Consider the following 26,449-nt stretch of genomic DNA (forward strand, 5'->3'; position numbering starts at 1 on the left):
AGTATTTGATACTGTTTTTTGATTGGTTTATGACGCTTTCATCCCCTACCTGTCGCTACGTTCCGAGGAAGGGGACTTCTCGCTTTTGAGTTAAAAAATTCGCTCTCCAAGAGCAGAACTTAATAGGAATATAATTGCCACCGTAGGAACATACGGGAAGAGCCTGTGGACTTGTCCTCAAAAGAGGAAGGAACGAAGCAGGAAGCCGCTGAATCTTTAGTTCAGCGGTAGTTCACTTGAAATAATGTCATTATTTTTAGTGATTCATCTTTAGTTAGAGCTAGCATTAACTTTCTTTTTAGCTGTGTTGCAATTTGCCGCCTTTAAGCGTATAGTCATTTTAGTTCTGTGATTTTTAGTGGTGGCTAGTTTTATATATTATTGTGTTAACAATTATTGTTATGACAATAAAATCTGAATTCATTAATCGTACAAAAGAGCTGGAGTACATCGAGAATGAATATTCTAAAGGTGACTTCAGATTCATTTCACTAATAGGCAGAAGGCGGCTTGGCAAAACCAGATTTATTGGTAAGTTTCTTGAAGGGAAACCAAAATACTGTTATATACTTGTCCCTGAGCTCAATGGTCCGGATGTCCGGATGGAAGTGGCAAAGAGTCTGCATGAGAGTTTTGGCATAAGCTTTCTGGGTTTGCCGTCGTGGGATGAGATATTTGAAAAGTTGTTCTCTTTTTCTTATGAAGAACGAGTTATTGTTGTATTTGATGAGTTTCAGAGATTCTCCCGGATTGATAACAGTATTTTTTCTTATCTGCAGAAGTATATAGATATGTCAGCATCAAACTCCAGATTATTCCTGCTGGTATCAGGATCATCTATAGGCATGATGCACCAGATATTTGAGTATGTTTCTCCTCTGTATGGCAGAAGAACCGGCCAGATGTTTTTCGATGTTTTCAGATTTTCTGCATTATCAGACTGGTTTCCTGAGTTTCCTCTGGATATGAGAACATATATTTATACTATCTATGGAGGTACACCCAAGTATCTTGAAGAGGTAGAATCACCAGTTTTGCAGGATAACATCAAAACTCTTCTTTCCGGAACAAGTGTGTTGTATAATGAACCCGAAGTACTGCTAAAAACAGAGCTCAGAGAAAGCAATACCTATTTTAATATATTGAAAAATATTACTTCCGGCATTGTGAGGTCTTCGGAGATTGCAGAAAGTTCGGGTATCAAGAGTACTTCTATTGATTATTATCTTAGTATTCTTATAAATGATCTTGACCTTGTACGAAAAGAGGTCCCGGTATGTGATAAGGAATCATCAAGAAAAGCTGTCTACAGGATAAATGATAATTTCTTCAGGTTCTGGTTCCGCTTCATGTATCCTGCTTTTTCAGAGCTTGAGATTGGAAGTTCTGAAAGAACATTGAAAAATATTAATGCTGAAATTGATGCTTTTACTGCTTCTGTGTTTGAGGACATTTGCAAGCAATTTCTGATAGAAATGAACATGAATAGCCTTCTTCCTTTTGCATTTGAGAAGATTGGCAGACAGTGGGGAAAGTTTAAAGGTAAAACTGGCAAGAATACTTATGAAATTGATCTGGTGGCAATTAATTCCAGTACGAAGCAAATATTGTTAGCTGAGTGCAAATGGAACAAAAAGAAGCTTGGCCCGGATGTTATAGTGGCACTTCTGAATAAGGCTAAATATGTCAATTGGTATTCCCGGGAAAGAAAGGAATATTTCGCTGTATTTTCAAGATCAGGTTTTACTCCGGCTGCACAGTCTCTTGCTGAGGAAAGAGGTGTGTTGCTCTTTGATCTGGAGGATATTGGCAGGTTTATATAATTATATTTTTGATGTAATCATCATGTGTGATCTATTGGTCGTTTTTTGTTTTCAGTGCATATGGACAGTGCCGCCTTCGGCGGGAAGGCCGTGTTCATAGAATTCCACTAGGGTGGTCTTCATATGATTTCCATTTTTAATAGAGTTATTTTGTTTAATATATCCATTTTGAATGGAGATTTACTGTACAAAATCTCCATTTTTAATGGAAATATATATATGCTTTTTTGTTGAATACTATTTATGGACACGAAGCAGATAAAGGAACTCATATTAGAGCAAAAACAGGAGTTTGAAAACAAAACACCGATAATAAAGCGTCAGAAGATCGAAAAAATAGATAGTTTTTCTGAAATACCTCATATTGTGCTTATTACTGGCCTGAGAAGGGCTGGAAAAAGTACGCTTCTAAAGGAGATAAAAAGGCAGTATTATCCGGATGAAAGCATATATTATATGAATTTTGAGGATGAAAGACTGCTTGATTTTGATGTTAGTGATTTCAATACCCTTTACGAGTCATTTCTGGAAGTATCAGAGAATAGCAGAATATTCTTCTTTGATGAGATACAGAACATAACCAACTGGGAAGCCTTTGTGAGGCGAATGTATGATCGTGGTTTCAAGTTCTACATAACTGGATCCAATTCTTCACTTATGAGTAGGGAGCTTGGAACTAAACTTACAGGAAGGCATGTGAAACTTGAGCTTTATCCGTTCTCTTTCAAGGAACTGATAGCATCGCTGGATATTGATACAGGGAAGGAGTTCTATCTTATTGAGGAAAGGGCAAGGATAAAAAAAGAGTTCAGTCAGTACTTTGAAACGGGTGGTATTCCTGAATACTATATTTACAGGAACAAGGACATAATAAGAAATCTTTATGATAACATTTTGTATAAGGACATTATAGTACGCTACGGGATAAAGGATGAGGCTGCAATAAAGTCGCTTGCTTATTATATCATAACCAATCCCGGAACTGAGATAAGCTATAATCGACTGAAGAATTTTCTGAACATAGGCAGTCAGACTACGGTAAAGAATTATATTGACCATCTGGAGAATTCTTATCTGATATTCACCATAAATGCTTTTGACTATTCTCTTAAAAAGCAGATGTATTCCAAGAAAAAGGTTTACGTGATAGATACTGGTCTTATGAATATCCTTGCATTCAAATTTTCAAGGGATGCAGGAAAAATGCTTGAGAACATAGTGTTCCTTGAACTGAAGAACAGGGAATATGAAGTCTATTATCATGCAGGTAAGAACGAATGTGATTTCCTTATAATGGAGGGCGGAGATATCACAAAGGCAATACAGGTGACTCAGAGGATTCATGAGTCAAATGAGGGGAGGGAGCTTGGTGGTCTTATGGAAGCCATGGACAGATACGATCTTCAGGAAGGAATCATACTTACAGAAGACACTGAAGATATGTTTGATAAGGATGGTCGGAAAATAATTGTGAAGCCTGTCTGGAAGTGGCTGCTTGAGTAGATGATCTGATATATTATAGTCATGGAATGTGCCGCCTGCGGCGGATAATGGTACTGTTTTTAGTAAAGTAGAAATGGTTACTGAGTTTACCTTTTTGTTTTTTCGTTTAATTCTCCCACAGACATTTTTGCTGGTTAGGTTTCAATTTTCCATTGGAAATCTTCAGTATTTCGATATTTTGCATTTCCGATGTTCCAATGGGGCCATTAATGAACAATCGCTTTCAGTTTGAGTCCTAAAGTCTACATTTCCAGAGAATATCGATTATGAACTGAAATTTTGCTTAAAATTGTCGATTATAATCGGCGATCTGGCCTCTTTTGAAATCGAGAATTATTGCTAAGTCAGCAGATCAAAAGGAACAGGGCAAGTGGTATGAACAGCACATTGCCAGAGATCTTCAATGTTTCCTTTGTTACAACGATACCAAAAGGTGAGCTAAATTCTTCCATGAACTCTCTTACCCCTGCTATGTCACCGGGATCCTGGCGATATTTGACTTCCACTGGAATCGGAATCACAGTAGGTTCGATTATTATATCTACTTCTTTTTTGCCTTTCCAGTAATGGCTCTTTGGACGGCCCGTATAAGCCCCTGCAAGCCGCGATGCATGATCCTGTACTATTGTTTCTACAGTCTTGCCGACTTCTTCACCAAATTCGAACAGGCGTGTGTTGAGCAGGCCGACAAGTACATTCCTGGTACTGTGATCCCTCAGGTACAGTTTTTTTCCCTTGGCAAAAGTGCTGCCGCTTTTTGAATAGAAGTAGGATTCTGATATCATAAATACATCTGACAGATAACCAAGATACGTCATGAACGTGTCATATTTAATGCCAACAGCCTTTGCAAAGCTGTGATAATCAGTGATCTGGCAGCTCTGCATAGCACACCTGATGACCGTGTTCTCAAGGCCTTTGATATTCCTGACAGCAAAAGTTCGCATAATATCCTTGTGCAGTGTAAGCATGAAACGGTCCATCAGGATATCCTTTGCATCATCCATATTTACTCCGAAAAGTCCGGGGTATCCGCCTGCGATGATGTAGCTGGTAAGATAAGGATCCATATCGGGAACTACGCGAAGCAGATCGTCACGATATTTCAGGAAAGCTTCATAGAGCATGTTGGGATCATTCCCTGCCAGAGCATCTCTCACAACCGAAGTATCAGGAAGATAGATTTCGTTCTCTTCTTTTAACTGATATTGCAGATTATCTGCAAAGCTCCACTGTAACATACGGTGAAGTCTCGACCTGCCTATCAGGGATTCCGAACTGCCCTTCTCTATTTCGGAGACAGATGATCCGGAAACATAGAACTTTACCTTTGTCCCAAGATCATAGTACTGTTTCAGGTAATTGCTCCAATTACTGACAACCTGTACCTCATCCAGGAATATATAGGCTTTTTCAGACTCAGGAGGCAGTACATATTTAAAGAAGATATCCAGAACATCTTTTATTGGCTCGTCACTGAGAGCAGAGATGGATGTATGGTCCATGGAGAGATATATTGTGTTATGCGCAGGTACTCTTGCTTCATCGAGCAGGGTTTGAATAATCTGCTTCATGAGAACGGTCTTGCCTACCTGCCTTGGGCCATAGATTATCTCTATTTCAGGGGAATCCTGCTTCTTCATCAGATTCTCGTATAATTGAGTTCTGTAATATGGAACCGTGAAAGGGCGGCTTTTCCACCAGGGATTATACTCATACAGGACATTCAGGATGCCTTCAACGTTACTCTCTTCCAGTGCCATTGCCAATATATTGGTAATAAACATATATTATTGTTGCCTTTATGGAGGTACTATTTAGTGAACATCATTACCTGTATAAAGGTAATAGTTCCTGATCATGACCATAATGCCGCTGTCAATATTCTCAATAGTACTGTAGGAACTACAGTTAAATCCTGTAGAATTGAGTCGTTGGATTCGATAATGAAGCAGGAGGCCACTGGTTTTAAGCAGTGGTAATTCACTTTTGTGCTTTCTCCCGGTTTATGATTCTGTAAAAGGTTGTGTAAGAATATGATGAAGTTCACAGAGCACTTTGACCAGTAACAAATTAATATAGCAAGAACGCTGATGAAAAATATATGCAGTATACAATAATTCTTGAGATTGCAGAGGAAGGAGGATACACTGCACGCTGTCTGGAACTTCCGGCAGCGATAAGTGAGGGCGATAATAAAGAAGAAGCGCTGAATAATATCAAAGAAGCTATTGAGCTTGTGCTTGAAGTTACAGAAGAACAGGCCAGGGTTCTTGGCGAGATCACCAAGGTTGATGTTGCAAGTGCTTGAATTACCTGTAACATCGGAAAAGAAAGTTATAAAAGCCCTAACAAAACTGGGCTTTGTACTTGTCAGGCAAAAATAAACGGGGAACATTACGAAATTATTAGATATATTGTACAAAGATCTAATCGAATAATTCATAACCTTCCATACTTCTTATGAGCTTTTTCCGCTGTCAGGATATCAAAAACATATACATTATGCCTATCCATATCTATTCGGTAAAAAACACGGTAGTTTCCGACTCTCAATCTATATGCAACATCGTCAGCCCCTTTGATCTCTTTCTTACTACCTCGTCCTGTTCCAGGAAAAGGTTCTTTTAATTCATTAAGGGCAGACCTCATGTTTTCTTTGGTCTGTGAAGGAAGTCTATCAAATAGTTCAGGAAGCACCAGAACTTTAAAGCTCATCGATGCTCACAAACTCATCCTGGCGCTCGTCCACGACCTTACGGCTATATTCCACAACCTTATTGCGATTATGTTCCATTATAAGTCTTTCAATAACTGTGTTGTAATCTTCCCCCATGTAGCCTATGGAACGCAGGGTATCTCTTGTGCTTTTTTTGACCTGTATCGTGGTTGTTTCACTCATATGTTGTACTATAGTTGCTATAGTGTTTATAGTTTTACCAGAATGAGCATTTTTAATGAATATTCTTTATCTTTCAGTTGAGATGGACCGTGCCGTCTTTAAGCGTATGGATGATTCCGTGGGATGGGTTCTGTTTTTTTCCTGCTCAATCTATCTCAAGCAGAATTGCCAGGATAGAATCCTTTAAACCAATCAGGCGATTACCAACAACATCCCATACAATCTCGTAGTCGATTCCAAAATAACCATGAGCCAAACGATCCCGCATGCCAGCAATCACTCTCCAGGGAATATCAGGGTAACTTGCTTTTATCTCGTCCGGCACATTCTTAGCGGCTTCACCAATAATCTCGATGTTCTTCACAACTGCCTTCTGGGTTTTTCTATCGTTCAGAAATTGAGTGAAGTCCATTCCTGAAGTAAACTCTTCGATCTCATCGATCGCTTCAACAATGTCAGTTAAAAATAACCTGTACTCACGCATGAAAACCACCTCATGCATGTGCATAAACTACTTCTGAAAATATTCTGTTCTTCAATTCATCCCTTACGGCACGTTTTGAGATGACATCTATCTTTGATCCGAACTCGTCTTCGAGAAATATTCCAAGGGCTGCAAGATCAAAAAGATCCGCACCTTTCTCAAACTCAACAAGGAAGTCAATATCACTGTCGGTTTTGTTTTCATTCCTCACCACTGAACCAAAAAGACCTATTTCCTTTACTTTATAGTCTCTTTTCAACTCTGGAAGCAACTCATCAAGTCTTTTCAGAATAATATCCCTATTGATTTCCTTATGAGACATCTGATACTTACTTTGGAATGTCTTTTATATTATTGCTTTGGTTGAGTTTATGTAATAACATTTTTGTATATTTTATTATGAAACAATCTATTAGTTATTATGCGTTTTTTGTGTTCAGTTTGTATGGATTGTGACATATTTATTTCATTATAAATATCCACTTTGTCGCAATGATTAAATAATGTTAAATAAGATTATTTAACGTTAAATAATTGTGGTGTTGCCAATGGTATTAAAGACGTTCAATGTAAATGAAGATACATATAAAGAGTTCTCTGCCTTATGTAAATCCCATGGCCTCAGTATGAGCAAACAGATACAAATGTTCATGGAAAGTGTAATCTCTGAAGAACCGGAGGCAAGCAGAGATTATCTGGAAAAACTTGATAATATCAGAAAAGGTAAATTTATCCATGTTGCTGATTTTTCTGAACGTTATGGGTAAAAATAATGCAATATGGTATTGTTGTTTCTGAGGTTGCTGACAGGAAATTTAGAAAACTTGCTAAAAAGAATCCTAAACAAATGGGTATGGTTAGTAAAAAGGTTCAACAGATAGCTGGGAATCCTTATCATTATAAACCATTACGTGGTGATATGCATGGTGCGAGGAGAGTACATATTGATTCTTCATTTGTATTGATCTATGAAATAGATGAGGACAATAAAGCGATTTGTATTCTTGACTATGATCATCATGATGTGATCTATTAAGTTATCTTATTGTTTTTTTTTTTTGCTATTTTTGTGTTTTGAGGTGATGAACAGTGCTGTCTTTGGCGTGTGGTTGCTTTGTCATTTAATATTCAAATTATCGGACATTTCATGTTTATTTTTTAAGATACATGCTTTATCGGAAAGGAATTTAAATTATTAATTTTTCCAGAGTATGAACCTTACCAAGAACTTTGTTCTCAGTGTTTTGAAACAATTCTTGATTGGCACTAATTATTTAAACAAATATGAGTATCTGTAAAATATGGATTTGAATACTCGTACTTTTTCAAGATCGGTATGTTCCCGTTCAAAAAACATTGGTATCGATCCAGTGCCACTAAGCCAAAAGACCATTCAGCGTATCGAGGAAGCAAAAAAGGATATTAAAGATGGTAATGTCTGTACTCTTAAAGAGCTTAAGGCTGAACTCGGGTTAGAATGAAATATGAAGGTGTCTTTACCAATGCTTTTAAAAAAGATTTAAAATCTATAGGTAAAAAGCATCCAGGGACATGAAAAATATCGTTCATTCTATTGAGCATATGATTCTAGTTGAACCGTTTTCAGGTGATACCAAACGATTACAATGTTTTGATTATTTCAGGTACAGACTGGGAAAATACAGAGTCGTATTTGACGTTGATGTATCGGGTAATGTAGTATTTTATGCAGTTGACCACAGATCATCTATCTATAATAAATTACGGCATCGCTTTAAAAGATGTTAGTGATGATTTTTTTGCATATGGTCTGTAATAATGATAGAATGTGCCGCCTTTAAGTGTATGGTTGCTTTTCTATCGTTCAAAAATTCAGTGAAGTCCATCCCTGAAGTGAATTCTTCAATCTCATCAATCGATTCAACAATATCAGTTAAAAAACAACCTGTACTCACGCATGAAAATCACCTCAAGCATGTGCATAAATGACTTCTGGATAAATTTTACTCTTTAATTCGTCCCTTACAGCACGTTTCGAGATGATGTCCACCTTTGACCCAAACTTGTCTTCAAGAAAAATTCAAGGGGCTGCAAGATCAAAAAGATCCGCACCTTTCTCAAACTCAACAATGAAGGCTATGTCGCTGCCGGCTTTTCATTCATTTCTTACTACTGATCCAAAAAGACCAATTTCCTATACTTTACAGTTCTTTTTCAACTCCTGAAAAAGTTGGGTAAGAATATGATGAAACTCACAGAGCACTTTGACCAGTAACAAATTAATAAAGCAAGAACGCTGATGAAAAATATATGCAGTATACAATAGTTCTTGAGATTGCAGAGGAAGGAGGATACACTGCACGTTGTCTGGAACTTCCGGCAGCGATAAGTGAGGGTGATAGTAAGGAAGAAGCTCTGGATAATATCAAAGAAGCTATTGAGCTTGTGCTTGAAGTTACAGAAGAACAGGCCAGGGTTCTTGGCGAGATCACTAAGGTTGATGTTGCAAGTGCCTGAATTACCTGTAACTTGGGAAAGAAAGCTATCAAAGTTCTGAGAAAACTGGGCTTTGTAGTTGTCAGGCAAAAATAAACGGGGAACATTACGAAATTATTGGATATATTGTACAAAGATCTAATCGAATAATTCATAACCTTCCATACTTCTTATGAGCTTTTTCCGCTGTTAAGATATCAAAAACATATACATTATGCCTATCCATGTCTATTCGGTAAAAAACACGGTAGTTTCCGACTCTCAATCTATATGCAACATCGTCAGCCCCTTTGATCTCTTTCTTACTACCTCGTCCTGTTCCATGAAAAGGTTTTTTTAATTCATTAAGGCAGACCTCATGTTTTCTTTGGTCTGTGAAGGAAGTCTATCAAATAGTTCAGGAAGCACCAGAAATTTAAAGCTCATCGATGCTCACAAACTCATCCTGGCGCTCGTCCACGACCTTATGGCTATATTCCACAACCTTATTGCGATTATGTTCCATTATAAGTCTTTCAATAACTGTGTTGTAATCTTCCCCCATGTGGCCTATGGAACGAAGGTTGTCTCTTGTGCTTTTTTTAACCTGTATCGTGGTTGTTTCTCTCATATGTTGTACTATAGTTGCTATAGTGTTTATAGTTTTATCAGAATGCGCATTTTTAGTGAATATTCTTTATCTTTCAGTTGAGATGCACTGCGCCGTCTTCGGCGGGGCTGCTGCGTTAGTTCTGTGATTACTCCCATTGCATACTCATCAATGTATTAAATATAACATCAATGCTCAGCATCTCTTTTCCTGCTACATTTTGCACAATTAAATTCAGAAAACTATATATTAATATAGATTATAATTATATTTGCAGGTTTTGATACACGAGGTATAAACATGAAATGCAAATTCTATGATAAGTGCGAGTATGCCAGTTCCAGTGCCATGACATGTAGCGAGAATGGTGGAGGAGTTTATTGTGGTAAATATAGGATTTTTGCTTCAGATATATCTTCTAATACTTCTGTATCAGCCGTTTGCCACCCATTTGTGCATTTGCGAGACGTTTTGAGTAACTGAGCTTCAATTTTATTTCTTTTTCAGCTGTTATTCCAGATTATTTTTACCACTTCGTATTTAGTTTCTGTGGATATTTTGAATCGGTTTATTGTTGCTTTTTCGCATCAAAGCGAACAAATTAAAATATTCAGTATATGTTATATTTAGCGTGTATTATAAAAAAAATCGATTGCAAATTAGAAACTTTTATATTCGATAAGTGTTCTTCATACTGTGCATAGGATGTGTGTAACGCACGTCTACACATAATACTTGCGTCCATATGTACTTTTCGCAAAGTTCGCCGGTGCGCGAGTCAATCAAAACGGTGGTCGGATAGGTAATGACAATAGTAGCTGCGATACCAGCTTACAATGAGGAGATAGCAATAGGGAGTGTTATCGCCCGTGCAAAGCAGCATGTGGATGAAGTTCTCGTAATTGATGATGGCAGTGCTGATAAAACGGCTCAGGTAGCTGAGCTTATGGGTGCCACGGTCATTGTCCATGAACAGAATTCAGGTAAAGGAGTTGCTCTACGCACAGCCTTCCGCTGGGCTCAGCACAAAGATTTTGACATCATGGTTACAATTGATGCCGACGGCCAGCACTGCCCAGATGAGATTCCACAAGTAGTTGAGCCGATTCTCTGGAAACAAGCTGATGTTGTTAATGGAGCCCGATTCCTGAAAGGACATTGCGTGGATGTTCCTAAATACCGCCGTGTCGGTCAGGAGGTCCTTACTCTCGCCACAAATATGACAGCTGATGTCAAGCTAACTGATTCTCAGAGTGGTTTCCGTGCTTTCTCAAAAGAGACATTTGGTATCTTCAAGTTTAACAATGCAGGCATGGGTGTTGAATCAGAGATGATTAACGATGCTGCAGCAGCTGGATTTAAGATTACTGAAGTGCCAATTACATGCAGGTATGATGTTGAAGGGTCGACGTTTAATCCGGTGAAGCATGGGGTTAGTGTTTTGAATTCTATAATTGTACAGTTTCAGAAAAAACATCCACTATTGTATTTTGGAGTACCTGGAGCTTTCTTGTTAATATTTGGTCTTCTTCTTGCTTTCAGAACATTGTTTATATTTCAGTCAACTGGTGCTTTTGCGATAGGAACTTCACTTATTGCAATGACATTTTCAATGGTAGGTATTTTTGGAATGTTTAGCGGATTGATTCTTAATTCATTAGCAACTCAAATCAATGATCTAAAAAAATCTAATGCTTAATTCGGGATAATTTAAAAACGAAAGGTGTAATTTGTGAAAATATTACGTGTAGCAGCTGATTTATATCCTTCTGTAGTTGGTGGAGTTGGAATACATGTTCATGAAATGTCAAAAGAACAAGTTGCTTTAGGTCATGAAGTTACTGTCTACACAACAAATGTTGATTCTTCTCCAAAAGAAGAAATGATAGAAGGATATAATATTTTGAGGTTTAAATCTCTTTTTAAATTATGTGGCAATGCATTTTCTCCCACCATGTTTTTTAAGTTGATTAAACATCGTCATGATTATGATATAATTCATGCACATTCACATCTATTTTTCACCACAAATTTGTGCAGTATAGTAAAAATACTTGATAAATCAGTTCCATTGGTAATTACAAGTCATGGACTAATTCCTGCAAGTGGTCCTGATTGGTTGCACAAAATTTATATTCCTACTATTGGAAAATTTGTATTAAATTCTGCAGATTTGGTAATTTGTTATACGGATAAGGAAAAAATCAGACTGAAAAATGAAGTAGGGGTAAAATCCAAGATTACAGTAATCCATAATGGAATTGATACTAATCTTTTTCGCCCTATAACAGACAAAAAAACTACAAATCAGTTGCTGTGGATAGGTCGGTTTACTCGAGGCAAAGGACTAGATTATTTAATCGATGCTTTTGGAATATTGGCTAAAAAATATCCAAAATTAAAACTTATTCTGGTTGGAGAGGGGCCTGAAAAACAGAATATCATGACAAAAGTAGTACATTGTAATCTCCAAAATAAAGTTATCTTTCAGGACTATTGTCCTAATTCAGAATTATGTGCCATCTACAACCGTTCCGACATATATATTCTCCCCAGTTTTGAAGAAGGGGTTCCAAGAACTATCATGGAGTCTATGGCATGTGGAATTCCAGTTATATGTACAGAATTGCCTCATTTATTAGAAATGATAAAAGATGTAGGCATTACAGTTCCAGTGAAAGATTCAAATGCTATTGTAGATGCAGTTTCACAAATATACAATAACCCAGAAACTGCGGAAGAATTAAGAGGAAATGGAAGAAGTAAAGCAATTAAGCAGTACTCGTGGGACGATACAGTTTTTGAGACAATTGAAGAATATAAGAACATGCTGAGATGAATTAAATACTTTGGCTGAGGTACTATGAGTCATTTAAAAAAAGCTTTATACTTATCAAAACTAATGAAACAGCAGTGGTTAACTCCATCTGAAATACAAGAAATACAAAATAAGAAAATAAGAAATATCATTAAGCATGCATATACTAATATTCCGTTTTATCGACAAAAATTTAAAGCAGCTGGAATAAGTCCAGATGATATTAGAACTGTCGATGATTTAATCAAAGTACCAATTACAACTAAAGAGGAACTCAAAACTAATTTTCCAGACAATATTGTTGCAAAAGGTGTTGATTTAAACAAATGCTGGCTACCTCACACCAGTGGTTCAACGGGCATTCCATTAACTATTGCATATGGACAAAATGATGAAGACTACCAAAAAGCAGTTGCATTAAGGCCTAACTTATCGTGTGGACAAAAAATTCGCGACAAATGGGCTGTTTTTACATCACCCAGTCATATTGTACAAAAAAAATGGTTTCAGAAACTGAACATATTTGCACCACAATTTATTTCTTTATTTGACGAGGTTGATTCACAGATAAATAGTTTAGAATCCATAAATCCTAATATTGTAGATGGGTATTCATCTTCCATTTATTTGCTAGCACGAAGATTAAAAGAAACGGAAAATGAAAACATTAATCCCAATATTATTTTTACTACTTCTGAACTTTTGACTGACAATATACGCAATTATATTGAATCCTTTTTTGATTTAAAAGTATTTGATCAATTTGGTTGTGTTGAGCTAGGAAGAACTGCATGGGAATGCAATGAGCATTGTGGTTATCATATAGACGCAGATTCAATTGTTATGGAATTTCTGAATGATGGGGAACAAGTTTCTGCTGGTGAAACTGGTAATATAGTCTATACCGGTCTGTACAATTATTCAATGCCTTTAATAAGATACTCAGTAGGGGATGTAGGTATTCCAAGTGACGAGACATGTAACTGTGGAAGGGGTTTACCAATGATGAAAGTTATTGAAGGTAGAGCAGATGCATATATGCAAGTGCCTGATGGAAGGGTTTTTTCTCCAATTACTTGGACAATTTTAATGAGGGATATTCCTGGAGTCGGGCAATATAAAGCTATTCAGGAAAAAAAAGATTTAATAAAAGTTGTGTTGGTCAAATCTGATGAGTTTAGTGATGATACAGTCAATCAAGTTATTGCGAATGTAAAAAACACAATGGGCCATGATATTACAGTCCTCGTTTCTATTGTTGATGAGATTCCAAGGGAAAAATCAGGAAAATTAAAATCAGCGATATCTCATGTTAATATAAATTGGTAAACTAGTTGTCAAAAAATTAAATTATACTTAAAAGGCAAAATTATGAATATTGGATACTTTACATCAGCATTCCCCTACAAAGATCCTTCGACTGGAGATTCAACAGGACTTTATAGAGGAGGTGGTGTAGAAAATGGAACTTACAATCTAGCAACACACATGGCAAAAAGAGGGCACAAAATATTTATATTTACCTCATCAATAAATTCGGAAGATTCAGTTGAATCCTATGATAATATTGAAATACACAGATATGCTAGCAAATTTGTTATTGGTCAATGTCCAATATCACCATCATTACTATATAAACCGCTTTTTTCTAATATCGATTTAGATATTGTCCATGGACGTATGGGTAATTTACCTGCTCCCTTCACTGCATACCTATATGCTAAAAAAATGAAAAAGAAATTTGTTATTTCATATCATGGAGATTGGATTAATGGCTATGGTAGTGTGATTCGAAGAATTGGTGTTTTTATGTATAATAATTTTTTGCGCGATATAATTCTATCAAGAGCATCTTTAATTATTGCACTTTCTAAGTACCATATAAACCAATCAACCGCCTTAAAGAAATATTATCCCAAAATTAACATTATACCAAACGGCGTAAATATAGAAGAGTTTGATATTTCATTGAGTAAAGGAGAATGTCGAAAAAAATTAAATTTATCGAACAACAAAAACATAATTCTGTTTGTAGGTAGTTTAGTTCCTGTGAAAGCTCCTCAAATTTTGTTGAAAGCGATGGTTCATGTACTGAATGAATGTCCTAACTCACATCTAATTTATATTGGTGAAGGTAGTTGTAAGGAATATTTGATAAATTCCTGTAAACAAATGGGAATTGAATCTAATGTTTTTTTCCAAGGATATGTCCAAGGCGAAGATAAAATTTTGTATTATAAATCTGCAGATGTTTTTGTTCTACCATCTATATCTGAAGCATTTCCAAATGTATTATTGGAAGCATCTGCGGCTGGATTGCCAATGGTTGTAAGTGGACTAGAGTGCTTTAAAGTTTTAGTAAAAAATGAGTACAATGGATTATTTACCAAAACAGGAGATGATCTTGATCTTGCTCAAAAAATTATCTCCATACTAAAAAGTGAAAATATGCGAGAAAATATGTCCTTAAATGCAAAGGAAAATGTAATGGATTATACATGGAAGAATGTTGCTGAAGAAACTGAAAAGGCTTATCTCAAGTTATTGTAGGGAACGAAAACAATGGTTGATAAAAATATATGTATTGTTACATTTCCTGTAGGTAAATCTGGATTGATTCCTTTATCGCAGCTTGTTGATATTTTTTACAATTTATCTGCTGAGTTATACCTCGTTTCTGGGAATGAGAGCATCGATGTTTTTGAAACTGATAGCAGAGTACATTTCAATGGTATATTTCATCATATGGGAAATACAAGTCTTCACAGACTATATAATTATATCCTTGCCCAAATAAAAATAACATGTATTCTAATAAAGATGAGGAAAAAAATAGATTATTATATATTTTTTATTGGTGGCGAAAGTCTTATTTTGCCAATTTTGTCTCTTAAGTTAGTTAATAAAAATGTAGCTTTAGCAATGGCAGGTTATACTACAAAATATAGTTCTGGGATTTATTCAAGAGTATTATATTTATTAAGCAATGTTATTTTCAAAATAGTTGATAAATTAATATTGTATTCTCCTAATTTGATTCATCAATGGAACTTAGAAAAATATGATGGAAAAGTATCGATTGCATCTAACCACTTTCTAAATTTTGAACAATTCAAGATTATTAATAAATATACTGAAAGAAGCAACTTGATTGGCTATGTAGGCCGTTTATCTGATGAGAAAGGAGTAATGAATTTACTAAAAGCAATTCCTTTATTCTTAGATGGGAACAAGGATACAGAATTTGTACTAGTAGGCGATGGTCCTATGCATTATGAAATTGAAAGGTTTATTGTTCAAAACAATATTACCGAAAATGTAAGAGTTACTGGCTGGATTCCTCATTCTGAACTTCAACATTTATTGAATAGTTTTAAGTTGTTAGTTATACCCTCTTATACAGAAGGTCTTCCAAATATAATGCTTGAATCTATGTCTTGTGGAACACCAGTACTTTCGACTTCCGTGGGATCAATACCAGATTTCATTGAAGACGAAAAAACAGGATTTATTATGGATCAAAATTCACCAGAGTCAATTGCATACAATATAAAACGAGTTTTAAGATATCAGGACTTAGATGTTATAATTAACAATGCAAAAAACCTAGTAAATTGTAATTTTAGCTATGAGGCTGCAGTTAAGAAATACGAACAGATGCTGAAAAAATAAGTAAAGGTAGGTAGTGTGAATAAAGAAATTAAAATAATCCAAGAGCAAACTGATAAATTAGTTGCTTTTTTTGGTTTAATATGCTCTATAGTACTGATAATATATACAAGTTTAGTCATTGGACGTATAGTGTATATTATAGTAGGTGTCTTCACATTCATATCTTGTATAACATGGCTTATCATCAGAAAAAATGCATCTTTAAAAGTCATTAAATCTTTATCAGCAACAGAAAATTTATCATTGGCATCTTTATTCTTTATTATCTTTTTGTGCAGCACATTATCGTTTTATTTTAGAATAAGCCTTTATGAAAGGCCTTTAATTTACTTTGCATTAATAGCATTAATGGTCTGCATTGCAGCCATTCAAATATTTAATGAGTATGCGAACACACCTACAATCCTATTTCAAATAATATTAATTGGTTCATCCGTTGCTTTGTCGCAGGTTTTTTTATTTCCAAGCTTGGTTGGAGTAGATCCATGGTTCCATCAAATGTTTACTTTGGACATAATTAATTCACAAACAATACCTAGTGGGTTTAATTATTCAAAAATTCCATTGTTCCATCTGCTTGTTAGTTCTACTATTTTGGTTACAGGTCTTGATTACAAATATAGCACATTTTTCTCAATAACATTAGTAGGAATTATTTGCAATATTTGTTTCATATATTTAATTGGAAAAATATTATTTAATAAAAACATTGGTTTACTAGCATCATTGTTACTCAGCATTGCAAATTATCATATTCTTATGGCTTATTGGCCAATACCCAATTCATTTGCAATAGTATTTACTTTAATAATGTTCTATTTTATCTTAAAAGCAAGAGATAAATATATACTCACATGTAAAATTTTTCTGATGTCTCTAATTGTTCCTATTATACTAGGGCATACAGTTACTTCAATGTTTACATGCATAAGTCTCTTAGTTTATGTATTAGGATTCAAATTATTTGACTCGTTTCAACAAAAAAAACAAAGTACAATTTCTTTTTTATTTCCACTTCTGTTTTTAGTGGCAATGTTTTCATGGTGGACTTTTGCTTCAGGGCACATACATACTTTTAGTAACTTGATTAAGTGGGGTTTTAGCCGAGATTTTTTCGTGAAAAACTCATCCCAAGTAGTACTACATGCCACTTCTGTACCTATTTATGAACAACTGATGAATAATATAGGAATGTTCTTATTTTTCTCGTTATCATTTATTGGGTGCTTTTATATGATTTCAAAAAAGTATGGGACAAATCAAAGTTTTTCAATGTCAATCATAGGTTTTTGTCCACTATTCTTGGGTTTTTTTTCATTAGTATCAAAACATGGAATTATAGAACAGAGATGGTGGTATTTTGCTCAAATATTCTTAGCAATACCTCTTTCGATTTCGGCCTTTTTAATTTATAATTATATTAATCTTAAGTTTAAGAAACTTGCTTCAATACCAAATCTTATTTTAATTTGTTTTTTTTTAATGTTAACCTTCACTTTAATAGTTTCTCCTGCAGCAAACAATGACAATAACATTTTTTCTCCTAATAGCTCTCCACGATCAGCATTAACTAAGTCAGAGATGGAATCAATATATTTCCTGTCTGGTAAATATAATCAAACAATAGGTGTGGATCAGTATTTAGTCCTTATAAATTTCTTACCAGTAGATATGTCGATATCTACAATAAACGATGAAATATATAGTGGGAATTTTGATGAAAATAAAATTAAGTTTATTTTGCTAAGAGATTATATTGTAAATAACCCTTTTAATCTCTATTCTGGTACTTACATATTGAATTATGACCTCTATCAAAAGTTTGAAGATCAAGAATTTGATAAAATCTACGATAGTAAATCAGTAAATTTCTACCTACTTAACAATTGATGTATCTCTATTTTAGTCAATTGGTCAAGAGATTTACAAATTGACACGGGTATATCTTGATTTAAGTCCCCAGCTAACTCTCACGAAATGTCTTATTATTGCAAAATGTACAAGTGTCATTATGATTAGTGATATTGAAGTTGCCATAGATGCACCAATAATATTATATTTCGGTATTAGTAAAAGATTCAATAAAATGTTCATGGCTGCTGTGAATAAAGCAATTTTGTAAGATAGTTGTACATGTCCAATACTTGAATAAAAAGTACCTATTGACCTGAAGGGTGAATAAAAGGTATATCCTATTAGCAAAATTATCAGAGGATGATAGGCAGACAAGAATTCCATACCAAAAATTGTCACAATTAATGTTTCACCAAAAATTATTGCTATCATAGAAATAATTATGGATGCCAATAAAACTTTTGATGTTATGTTTTTAATCATCGTTAATATGGTTTCATATTGTTTTTTAGCAAAATTTTGAGCTATTATAGGATTTGTCACATTTTGAGCTGCACTAGGTATTAGTGAAACACCTTGAATAAATATAACTGCTACAGCATAAAGTCCTACTTCTGTCTCAGTTAAGTAATATCCGATCATAAGGCTGTCTATGTGAAGATATATGTACCCAATCGAGTTTCCAAGAACAACATAGAAACCAAAGTTGAGTAAATTCTTTAGTGTTTCATTTTTTAACAATGGACTTTTAGGAATTTTAAGATATGGATAGATAAAATAGATTGACAATATTCCTAATACTATTGTAGGTAGTACAAATCCCAAAACTGCACCTTTAACATGCATCTTTAAATTGATAACAAAAAAGACAGATACTAAGAATATAAATGCATTTAAAGCAATGTTCGCCAAAGCAAAATTTTTCATATCACGAAAACCATTTAATGCTCCCAAAACCACTTTGTAAATTGCCATAAATGGGAAAACAATTGCTGTTATCTTCAATAGATAAATCATTTCAGGCACTTTGAATATATTTACTGAAATATGATATGAACCGATATACAAAAAAGCACCCATTAAAGTACCAATCAAAAATGAACTAACAATCCCAACAGAAATGAATTCTTTAGCTTTTTCTAAAGCATCACTAAACTCTGCAACATACTTTGTTATTGCATTCCCCAGTCCGAATGCTGCAAATTGCATTCCAAGCATGTATATTGTATATACAAGTGTGTAAACTCCCAATCCGGAAGGACCCAATTCTCTCCCAAGTACAATTCTAAGTAATAGGTGAGATAATGAAGCAGTCGCAAGAGCTACGAACGACCACTGAATATCCTTCATTATTTTGCCAAATTTTATACCTAGCATTGTATTACCTAAAGAAAACTATCATTGGAATTGATATATTCACATTACTTCAGTTTTGGCAAATGTGTCATTATTTTATTTGAACCACTTAACAACTTCTCTCAACTCATCCTTAAACTCACCATGTGGATTATACCCAAATTTCCCAGCTCTCGAAATATCAGCCAACGAATGCTTAATATCTCCTGGTCTCGGGTCAACAAACTCAGATTTCACATCTTTTCCAAGTATCTCATTAATATAAGCAACCAGTTCATTGATGGTAATCCTTCTGCCACATGCAATATTAAAAATACCAGTTTCATCTGATTCACATGATAGTATGTTTGCAGCAACGACGTGTTTCACATAACTGAAGTCCCTGCTTTGTTCTCCATCTCCAAAGATTACAGGGCTTTCATTGTTAAGTATTGATGTTATGAATTTAGGGATAACTGCAGCATATTGTGAATTAGGGTCCTGTCTTGGTCCGAAAACGTTGAAATATCGCAGGCAGACTGTTGGAAGTCCATATAATTCCTGGAATACCTTGCAGTACATTTCTCCCGTGGCTTTGGTGATCGCATATGGGGACATTGGGTTTACTGGCATGGTTTCTATCTTCGGTAATGTTGGTGTGTCGCCGTAGACAGATGAGGAAGACGAGAATATCACTTTCTTGACATCGGTGTCCTTTGCAGCTATAAGCACCCTTAATGTACCTGATATATTAGCTTCATTGGAGGTGTATGGGTCTTTCACACTTCTTGGGACACTGGGGATAGCTGCAAGGTGAAAAACATAATCTTTTCCTTTGAAGATCTCGTGTAGATCAAGCTCTACAATACTTCCATGTACAATTGTGAGATTTTTGTGGTCTAAGAGATGTTCGATATTCTGGATCTTACCTGTTGCCTGATTGTCAATAACAGTCACTTCATTGTCCTCAAGCAATTTTTCTGTTAGATGAGAACCGATGAATCCCATTCCACCGGTCACTATTACTTTCTTGTTTTGCATATAACCACCTGATTATAAGTTTTGAATTCTTTAGTTGCTGCCCACCATCTTCTTTTTCTGGACATCTTTCTTGATCCTCTGGATGTGTCCTCTTCCAAGGGCTTTTACCTCACATCCAAGTTCGAAGTACCTTTTTATCTTTTCATCGGGAAGGATGCCGAAACAGTCTATTACAGCAAGTGGTCCGCCTGCAGTCTTTACTATCTCTTCCGGTTCAAGATCAAGGTAATCATTGTGAGGAACAGCAAGGATTATTGCTTCAGCATCTTTTAGGGCAATGGCAAGGTCCTTTTCAACTTCCAGGTTGACCAGATCTTCCTGATTTCTGAAGAAACGCTTCCATGATTGGTTTGTTACCGGATAGCTATCCTGATTCTCAAATTCGTACCAGTGGTCGACATAAGGGTCGTGGGCACGCATTTCTGCACCCATTTCAACGAGTTTCCTTACAACTGCTTCACTGCCACTGTACCTGGTGTCTCCTACATCCTGGCGATAGCTTGCTCCACATATAAGAACATCTGCTCCGGCAATGTAGCGGTCCATATTCCTGAGGGCATCTCTTGTGAGTTCTGCCACATGAAGGGCTCTGGTGTCATTCACATCAATGGCAGTAGGAGTCATCTTGAATACATTGTCACCATCTTCGAAGCCAAGTATGTGCTTGTATGACCAGTATCCAAGTCCTCCATCCTTTGGCAGGCAGTAACCTCCAATTCCAGGGCCGGGGAAAATGATATTGCTGTGGGTAGGACGCATTTTGATTGCATTTATCACCTTGATGATATCCACGCCATTCCTTTCAGAGAACAAACTCCATTCATTAAGGAATGCCAGAATGGTTGCACGATATGAATTTTCCACTATTTTGGCCGTTTCAGATTCAATAGGTCTGTCCATCACTGTTAATGGATAATTTTTTGTGTTCAGCACTTCACTAAGGAACTTTTCGACCTTGTTCCTTGCTTCCTCTGTGCATCCTGCACAAACTCTCCAGAAATCACGAACACTTGCAACGTAATCCTTTCCTGGCATTACACGTTCATAACTGTGTGAAAGCAGGGGTGTAGATTCGATTCTTCGTTTTGCAAAAGCTTTTTTAAGTATTGGAAGAGCGACGAATTCTGTAGTACCCGGAGCAACTGTTGTTTCGATCAACACAAGGCATTCAGGACGAATAAGCCCTCCAATGGTTTTCATGGAAGCTTCAAGAGCTGCCATATCTGCTTCACCATTTCTAACATTGCCTAGATCATTTTTGACATAATCACACTGTATATCTACGACAACAACATCTGCAAGTTTAAGACAATCATTATTATAGGTAGCTGTGAGTGTTTTTTCCTTTAGAACACAGCGGTCTATTAGTTCATCCACTTCTTTATCTTCTGATTTAACTGGAGAAAGTCCTCTGTTAAGCAATGGAATTTTCCAATAACTGCGGACACTTGGACGCTGGCATCCAATGACAAATTTTGAGTAGTTTCCATTCTCATCTTTAGTATCTGCAATGATGGCAGCCATAACAGCTCCAACAAACCCTACGCCCATTACAACAACTATTTCTTTTCCTTCGTTGCGAGCCTTATCGACTAAATTCTCTATTCTTTCGAATTCTTCGTTGTATTCTTCATCTTTAGGTATGGGAAATTTTTCCCCTGATGGACTAACAGAAAAATAAGTATCGTTGCTACTCATAAAATTCCTCAGTTATAATTAGTAGTAAGAGAACTTGGTGACAACTTTTTTACCTTATTTATTACGTGACTTCCGATGAAACCAGCACCACCGGTAATCAGAACATTAAGATTAGATAAATTATTGTATGCCACCATTTTTCCAAACACCCGGGCGTTTTTTTCAGGCAGAGAGTGCCTGTATATTTGTATGCCGTTGGGTACAGTAGATTCACTATACATATTTAAATATTGTGAAATTATTTGAATGGAAATTAGGAGTGCTATATAATAAGTTAATTAATAATAAAAAAAGAATAGTGGGCACCCATCTTCAATTTATTAGACTTTTATTCAGAAATAATCATCATTCATTATTATCTCTGTTCTTCTTACTATCATATCTGGCAAGAGATTCAGCAGTCTTAATGCCGTCCAGAAAAGTCTCAAAATCAAGATTGCCTTTGATATGGTATCTGTCAAGCAGGTCGTTCACTTCATAGATATTCATATCAAGCATTTCTGCCAGTTTACCCTTGCTGATCCTGCCTCTGGAATACTCCTCAACAAGATAATGTTCAGCACTCTCCTATAACATCTGCTTGAATATGGATTCCCTGTCAATCTTATTTGTAGATTTCATCGTGATGGGCATAGTCTTCAAGGGTGACTGTATTGTTTTCATCGTTAACAGAAAAAGCAAGCACAAAGTGTTTATCTATATGTACTCTCTTCCACATATTCAGTGGTGCTCTTAGATTTTTGTATCTATGAGGATTTTCAACAATTTCTTCAGCTTTACTGAGAATTATCTCTAATTGTTTCTTATTCTTCTTAGCCAGTTTTTTAAGTGTTTTCTCAAGATCAGGTTCGATCTTCAAATAATACATTTTAGATACCTAATCTTTCTCTCAGGTTGTCTACTGTACCTACGTCCACAGCATCCTGGGCCATGATCTTTTTAGCCTTTTCTATATATTCAGGTCTAAGCTCAGGTTCAAGTAGTTCTTCTTCATACTGTTTTGTTACAAGCTCAATGGCTGAGCTCTTATCCCTCAGGCCATACTTTGCCTTCACTATATTCAGCACTCGGTTAGTTTTGTCATCAATGTTGATTATTGCTTTAACCATAATATCATATTAACATCTAATTAGTATTGTATTAATATCTTTCTCTTTTAGAGAGACAGAACTCTTCAGAATAATATCATTCCACTGCAAGCGGCACATTCCAGAACTTCTAATCAACAATATAAATAAAATCTTGCATGAATATTTTTAAATCAAAACTCTTTTCCTAACAATTCTCAGCTTCAATCTCATTGAGGCTGATCTCTCACGCAGCAAGCGGATGAACTCGCAGGGAAGAATCGTAGAATTTTTGCATAATCTTATCTATACGTCTGGACGTTTCCGGTGTATAGTATGCTTCTCCGCATTCCTGGCAGATGAAAGCATCGACATCCCTTATAGCAAGCACTGTTTCACCTATCTTAACAACAAATTCATGTTTGCCTTCAATGAGCTTACCTTTACAAAAACTGCATTTATCAGGGATCATTGCTCATAACTATACTTAAAATATTCAAGTATCTGCTCCATCCTTACTTTAAGTTCAGGAAGATCATTTTCAACAATATCCCAGGTAAGATTAAGGTCAACACCAAAATAACCGTGAATCAGTTTATCCCTTGTTCTTGCCATTTCACTCCATGGCACATCCTGAAACTTTCTTTGAACTCCTCCGGGATATTTTTAGAAGCCTCACCTATTATCTCTATCCTTCTGACAACAGCATCCTGTAGCTGTATATCTTCAAGAAAGTCATCCTTGGACTTGTTGTTTGTGAAATCCTCTATCTTTTCTATAGAGTCTATTATATGTACAATAAAGACTTCAGGATCTTTCATAATATTTTCACTTCTTCTTTAAGGACTCGTTCTTTTATAAGTGGGGTTATGGAGTCATAAGTAATGACCTCGACCTTTCTCAAAGCCACCTTCTCAAGTTCCATTTCTAATCTGGCAAGATCGAAGAGACCTTTTCTCTCCTTGAAATGAACAAGAATATCAATGTCACTATCCTTATCTGCCTCGTTCCTGGCAAACGAACCAAAGATTCCAGCCCTGTCAACGTCATTTTTTAACAATATTGGGACAATAGTGTCTCTATACTCATTTATCTGATTAACAGTCATATTATCACAGTTCATACAATATTGGTGATTATTCTTATTAAGTTTCTCTCTGATCATAACTTCGCCCCACTCAACCAGCAGAAATCTATATAATATAGACTCCTAATACTTAGGATTATGAGTCTGTTTATCAACCGTACTGAAGAATTAGAATTCCTTGAATCTGAATATTCCCGTGATTCTTCATCACTGGTCGTAATATATGGAAGAAGACGTGTTGGTAAAACAGAACTTGTGCTGAAATTCATGGCTGGAAAACCTTCTGTCTATTATTTGTCCCGGAAACTTGACCTTGAGCATCAGGTGGAGGACTTTCTTGAAAAGACGTCCGAACAACTTGGCATTTACCAGCCAAAGATCACGAAATGGGATGCTGCATTGAAATTCATTGTACAGCAGACCAATGAAAAACCTGTGATCATTATCGATGAAGTACCATACCTTATAGAAGGCAACAAAGCATCAATGTCTGCATTTCAGGCTGCATGGGATATGTACCTGAAGGATGCAAATGTCATGCTGATACTTCTTGGTTCAAGTATAGGTATGATGGAGAATGAAGTTCTTGGCTATAAATCTCCTTTATATGGTCGCCGAAACGGACAGATCAAGGTAGAAACTTTAAAATTCATTCACATGGCACAATTCTTCCCTGCAAAAGACCCGGAAGAACTTGTACGCATATACGGCTGTCTTGGTGGTGTCCCTGCTTATCTGAACAAATTTGAAAGCGACCTATCATTTATGGGAAATGTCGATAAGAACATACTACACAGGGCTACATTTCTTTATGACGAAGCTATTTTCCTGTTGAAAGAAGAGCTAAGAGAACCAACCAAATATGAACTAATACTAGAAGCAATATCTGAAGGTAAAACTCGTATTTCTGAGATATCTCAAAGGACTGACATACCAGTAAATAACATTCCAAAATATCTGCGTGTTCTTATAGGTCTTGGTTTCATAAGCAAAGAATGGCCTCTGGTCCTTAAAGGTACAAGGAATATAAAGACAGGTTCCATCTACACCATTTCGGACAAATTCATGAAATTCTGGTACACCTACATCTATCCTTCAAGATCATTGATGGAAGTAAACAGGAATATGATAAGTTCCAGGATAAATGACTCCTATAACCGATATCTTGGCCCTGTTTTTGAAGATATATCCCGGCAATATTTGATAGATCTCAACAATACTGATAAATTGCCATTTGCTTTTGAAAGAATTGGAAGGCAATGGGGAAAAGTCAGGGAGCAACAAAATAAAAAAAATACATATGAGATAGACCTTGTAGCATTAAATGAAAGATCAAAAGATATACTGTTTGTTGAATGCAAGTGGAAGACATTGACATCTATAGATGTAAAAAGAGTAGTAAGTGACCTAAGAGAAAAGGCATCGTATGTTAACTGGTACAACGAAGAGAGAAACGAACACTTTGCAGTGATTGCAAAAACTATTGAAAACAAGGATGCTCTTAAAGAGAAAAAACTTATGCTCTTTAATTTGGATGACATTTTGTTCAGCGATTAAAGCAACTATGCCGCCCCAGGCGGCGTATTTCATAACTTCGAAAAATGAATAGGAACAAATATTTACATGATTATTTAAAGTTAAATTTCCTTATTTATTTCAACATGGCTGTTTTCTCCTGCTTTAGTCCTGATGAACATCTATTATTCTTGTGATTATTGGGTTAACTACTACTATGAAACTACAATATACATCAATTATTATATTATTGGTATTTTCCAAGGTATAATCAGAATAAGAATGAGTCTGTCACTCTCCCCGATGAAATCGGCTCCCAACTCTTCGGTCTTAGTGTCATTCTGACACGTCAAATGTTGTATGGTACACATAGTATTCCGAAAACCTCTGGTAAAAATCAAATTATCGGCTTTGTAGAATAGCTATTGAAATCACCATCTATAGCTAATATTAGACAAAACGAGTATCATTCAGGATAATATACAGAAATTTTGGCTTTGTAGAAATCCTTATTTTGACAAAAAGTATAACCTTGACATACCTGTCAAGGTTATGCACTAACATCTTGAATTTGACTTCTTTTAAT

General features: G+C 35.7%; 31 protein-coding genes and 2 pseudogenes. 17 read left to right on the plus strand and 16 right to left on the minus strand.

All coding sequences use genetic code 11. From position 1 onward, the window contains the following. The first annotated feature begins 401 nt into the window (after positions 1 to 401). On the plus strand, positions 402 to 1,823 hold the full coding sequence (locus tag J2746_RS14075; protein ID WP_209622522.1) for an ATP-binding protein: 1,422 nt from the start codon (positions 402 to 404) through the stop codon (positions 1,821 to 1,823). A gap of 243 nt (positions 1,824 to 2,066) precedes the next feature. Then, positions 2,067 to 3,326 carry an ATP-binding protein gene (locus tag J2746_RS14080; RefSeq protein ID WP_209622525.1) on the plus strand — a complete coding sequence of 420 codons (1,260 nt, stop codon included), beginning with the start codon at positions 2,067 to 2,069 and terminating at the stop codon, positions 3,324 to 3,326. A gap of 344 nt (positions 3,327 to 3,670) precedes the next feature. On the opposite strand, the gene J2746_RS14085 is transcribed toward J2746_RS14080, so the two are convergent. Then, positions 3,671 to 5,089, minus strand: a complete 1,419-nt coding sequence (locus J2746_RS14085) for an ATP-binding protein (protein WP_209622528.1) — start codon at positions 5,087 to 5,089, stop codon at positions 3,671 to 3,673. Between the two features lie 57 nt (positions 5,090 to 5,146). Between J2746_RS14085 and J2746_RS14090 the strand changes: the two genes are divergently transcribed. Then, positions 5,147 to 5,308: a hypothetical protein gene (locus J2746_RS14090; protein WP_209622530.1), complete on the plus strand. Its 162-nt coding sequence runs from the start codon at positions 5,147 to 5,149 to the stop codon at positions 5,306 to 5,308. Between the two features lie 122 nt (positions 5,309 to 5,430). Then, complete coding sequence (locus tag J2746_RS14095; protein WP_209622533.1) at positions 5,431 to 5,637, plus strand: type II toxin-antitoxin system HicB family antitoxin; 207 nt, start codon at positions 5,431 to 5,433, stop codon at positions 5,635 to 5,637. Between the two features lie 131 nt (positions 5,638 to 5,768). Here the strand turns inward: J2746_RS14095 and J2746_RS14100 are convergent, their stop codons facing one another. The 4 genes from J2746_RS14100 to J2746_RS14115 form a co-directional block, all read right to left on the minus strand. Further along, positions 5,769 to 6,044 (minus strand): type II toxin-antitoxin system RelE family toxin, encoded by a 276-nt coding sequence (locus tag J2746_RS14100; protein WP_209622536.1) that lies wholly within the window; start codon positions 6,042 to 6,044, stop codon positions 5,769 to 5,771. Next, positions 6,034 to 6,228 carry a hypothetical protein gene (locus J2746_RS14105; RefSeq protein WP_209622539.1) on the minus strand — a complete coding sequence of 65 codons (195 nt, stop codon included), beginning with the start codon at positions 6,226 to 6,228 and terminating at the stop codon, positions 6,034 to 6,036. The genes J2746_RS14100 and J2746_RS14105 overlap by 11 nt, the downstream gene beginning before the upstream one ends. Positions 6,229 to 6,373: 145 nt before the next feature. Then, positions 6,374 to 6,712 (minus strand): HepT-like ribonuclease domain-containing protein, encoded by a 339-nt coding sequence (locus tag J2746_RS14110; RefSeq protein WP_209622541.1) that lies wholly within the window; start codon positions 6,710 to 6,712, stop codon positions 6,374 to 6,376. A 10-nt stretch (positions 6,713 to 6,722) separates the two neighbouring features. Continuing rightward, positions 6,723 to 7,034 (minus strand): nucleotidyltransferase family protein, encoded by a 312-nt coding sequence (locus J2746_RS14115; RefSeq protein ID WP_209622544.1) that lies wholly within the window; start codon positions 7,032 to 7,034, stop codon positions 6,723 to 6,725. A gap of 226 nt (positions 7,035 to 7,260) precedes the next feature. Here J2746_RS14115 and J2746_RS14120 point away from each other — a divergent pair, with 226 nt between their 5' ends. The 5 genes from J2746_RS14120 (at position 7,261) to J2746_RS14140 (ending at position 9,208) form a co-directional block, all read left to right on the plus strand. Continuing rightward, a complete protein-coding gene (locus J2746_RS14120; RefSeq protein WP_209622547.1) occupies positions 7,261 to 7,479 on the plus strand; it encodes a hypothetical protein in 219 nt (72 codons plus the stop codon). A 5-nt stretch (positions 7,480 to 7,484) separates the two neighbouring features. After that, positions 7,485 to 7,748, plus strand: coding sequence for a type II toxin-antitoxin system mRNA interferase toxin, RelE/StbE family (locus J2746_RS14125; RefSeq protein WP_209622549.1), 264 nt, complete (start codon positions 7,485 to 7,487; stop codon positions 7,746 to 7,748). 265 nt (positions 7,749 to 8,013) lie between these two features. Further along, positions 8,014 to 8,193: a hypothetical protein gene (locus J2746_RS14130; protein ID WP_209622554.1), complete on the plus strand. Its 180-nt coding sequence runs from the start codon at positions 8,014 to 8,016 to the stop codon at positions 8,191 to 8,193. Between the two features lie 70 nt (positions 8,194 to 8,263). After that, positions 8,264 to 8,479 carry a type II toxin-antitoxin system RelE family toxin gene (locus tag J2746_RS15035; protein ID WP_425342658.1) on the plus strand — a complete coding sequence of 72 codons (216 nt, stop codon included), beginning with the start codon at positions 8,264 to 8,266 and terminating at the stop codon, positions 8,477 to 8,479. 522 nt (positions 8,480 to 9,001) lie between these two features. Beyond that, positions 9,002 to 9,208 (plus strand): type II toxin-antitoxin system HicB family antitoxin, encoded by a 207-nt coding sequence (locus J2746_RS14140; RefSeq protein WP_209622560.1) that lies wholly within the window; start codon positions 9,002 to 9,004, stop codon positions 9,206 to 9,208. Between the two features lie 130 nt (positions 9,209 to 9,338). Here J2746_RS14140 and J2746_RS14145 read toward each other — a convergent pair whose 3' ends face one another. Next, positions 9,339 to 9,452: a hypothetical protein gene (locus J2746_RS14145; RefSeq protein WP_245250191.1), complete on the minus strand. Its 114-nt coding sequence runs from the start codon at positions 9,450 to 9,452 to the stop codon at positions 9,339 to 9,341. Between the two features lie 150 nt (positions 9,453 to 9,602). Then, complete coding sequence (locus tag J2746_RS14150) at positions 9,603 to 9,797, minus strand: hypothetical protein (protein WP_209622564.1); 195 nt, start codon at positions 9,795 to 9,797, stop codon at positions 9,603 to 9,605. A 279-nt stretch (positions 9,798 to 10,076) separates the two neighbouring features. Here J2746_RS14150 and J2746_RS14155 point away from each other — a divergent pair, with 279 nt between their 5' ends. The 7 genes from J2746_RS14155 to J2746_RS14185 all read left to right on the plus strand — a co-directional run bounded on the left by J2746_RS14155 (position 10,077) and on the right by J2746_RS14185 (position 18,156). Continuing rightward, a complete protein-coding gene (locus tag J2746_RS14155) occupies positions 10,077 to 10,259 on the plus strand; it encodes a hypothetical protein (protein WP_209622569.1) in 183 nt (60 codons plus the stop codon). A gap of 322 nt (positions 10,260 to 10,581) precedes the next feature. Next, complete coding sequence (locus tag J2746_RS14160; protein WP_209622574.1) at positions 10,582 to 11,475, plus strand: glycosyltransferase family 2 protein; 894 nt, start codon at positions 10,582 to 10,584, stop codon at positions 11,473 to 11,475. 33 nt (positions 11,476 to 11,508) lie between these two features. After that, positions 11,509 to 12,615 (plus strand): glycosyltransferase family 4 protein, encoded by a 1,107-nt coding sequence (locus J2746_RS14935; RefSeq protein WP_209622577.1) that lies wholly within the window; start codon positions 11,509 to 11,511, stop codon positions 12,613 to 12,615. A 24-nt stretch (positions 12,616 to 12,639) separates the two neighbouring features. After that, positions 12,640 to 13,923, plus strand: coding sequence for a phenylacetate--CoA ligase family protein (locus J2746_RS14170; protein WP_209622580.1), 1,284 nt, complete (start codon positions 12,640 to 12,642; stop codon positions 13,921 to 13,923). A 42-nt stretch (positions 13,924 to 13,965) separates the two neighbouring features. Next, positions 13,966 to 15,144 (plus strand): glycosyltransferase family 4 protein, encoded by a 1,179-nt coding sequence (locus tag J2746_RS14175; protein WP_209622583.1) that lies wholly within the window; start codon positions 13,966 to 13,968, stop codon positions 15,142 to 15,144. Positions 15,145 to 15,156: 12 nt separating this feature from the next. Continuing rightward, a complete protein-coding gene (locus J2746_RS14180) occupies positions 15,157 to 16,266 on the plus strand; it encodes a glycosyltransferase family 4 protein (protein WP_209622586.1) in 1,110 nt (369 codons plus the stop codon). A gap of 15 nt (positions 16,267 to 16,281) precedes the next feature. Then, positions 16,282 to 18,156: a hypothetical protein gene (locus tag J2746_RS14185; RefSeq protein WP_209622589.1), complete on the plus strand. Its 1,875-nt coding sequence runs from the start codon at positions 16,282 to 16,284 to the stop codon at positions 18,154 to 18,156. A gap of 33 nt (positions 18,157 to 18,189) precedes the next feature. Here J2746_RS14185 and J2746_RS14190 read toward each other — a convergent pair whose 3' ends face one another. The 9 genes and pseudogenes from J2746_RS14190 to J2746_RS14230 form a co-directional block, all read right to left on the minus strand. After that, positions 18,190 to 19,497, minus strand: coding sequence for a flippase (locus J2746_RS14190; RefSeq protein WP_209622592.1), 1,308 nt, complete (start codon positions 19,495 to 19,497; stop codon positions 18,190 to 18,192). A gap of 75 nt (positions 19,498 to 19,572) precedes the next feature. Next, positions 19,573 to 20,496, minus strand: coding sequence for an SDR family oxidoreductase (locus J2746_RS14195; protein ID WP_209622595.1), 924 nt, complete (start codon positions 20,494 to 20,496; stop codon positions 19,573 to 19,575). 30 nt (positions 20,497 to 20,526) lie between these two features. Then, entirely contained in the window at positions 20,527 to 22,194 is a 1,668-nt protein-coding gene (locus tag J2746_RS14200) for a nucleotide sugar dehydrogenase (RefSeq protein ID WP_209622598.1), read from the minus strand. Positions 22,195 to 22,539: 345 nt separating this feature from the next. Continuing rightward, positions 22,540 to 22,734 (minus strand): annotated as a pseudogene (locus J2746_RS14205) (UPF0175 family protein); the annotation flags it as partial. Positions 22,735 to 22,798: 64 nt separating this feature from the next. Beyond that, positions 22,799 to 23,062, minus strand: coding sequence for a type II toxin-antitoxin system RelE family toxin (locus tag J2746_RS14210; protein ID WP_209622601.1), 264 nt, complete (start codon positions 23,060 to 23,062; stop codon positions 22,799 to 22,801). A gap of 1 nt (position 23,063) precedes the next feature. Further along, positions 23,064 to 23,303, minus strand: a complete 240-nt coding sequence (locus J2746_RS14215; RefSeq protein WP_209622603.1) for a DUF2683 family protein — start codon at positions 23,301 to 23,303, stop codon at positions 23,064 to 23,066. A gap of 205 nt (positions 23,304 to 23,508) precedes the next feature. After that, positions 23,509 to 23,733 (minus strand): type II toxin-antitoxin system MqsA family antitoxin, encoded by a 225-nt coding sequence (locus J2746_RS14220; RefSeq protein WP_209622606.1) that lies wholly within the window; start codon positions 23,731 to 23,733, stop codon positions 23,509 to 23,511. Then, positions 23,730 to 24,082 (minus strand): annotated as a pseudogene (locus tag J2746_RS14225) (HepT-like ribonuclease domain-containing protein). The gene J2746_RS14220 and the pseudogene J2746_RS14225 overlap by 4 nt, the downstream one beginning before the upstream one ends. Beyond that, positions 24,079 to 24,369 carry a nucleotidyltransferase family protein gene (locus J2746_RS14230; RefSeq protein ID WP_245250193.1) on the minus strand — a complete coding sequence of 97 codons (291 nt, stop codon included), beginning with the start codon at positions 24,367 to 24,369 and terminating at the stop codon, positions 24,079 to 24,081. Before J2746_RS14230 ends, J2746_RS14225 begins: the two are co-directional and overlap by 4 nt. A 117-nt stretch (positions 24,370 to 24,486) precedes the next feature. Here J2746_RS14230 and J2746_RS14235 point away from each other — a divergent pair, with 117 nt between their 5' ends. Next, complete coding sequence (locus J2746_RS14235) at positions 24,487 to 25,905, plus strand: ATP-binding protein (RefSeq protein WP_209622609.1); 1,419 nt, start codon at positions 24,487 to 24,489, stop codon at positions 25,903 to 25,905. The last annotated feature ends 544 nt before the right edge of the window (positions 25,906 to 26,449 follow it).

Source organism: Methanolobus bombayensis (assembly GCF_017873415.1).
Classification (GTDB): domain Archaea; phylum Halobacteriota; class Methanosarcinia; order Methanosarcinales; family Methanosarcinaceae; genus Methanolobus; species Methanolobus bombayensis.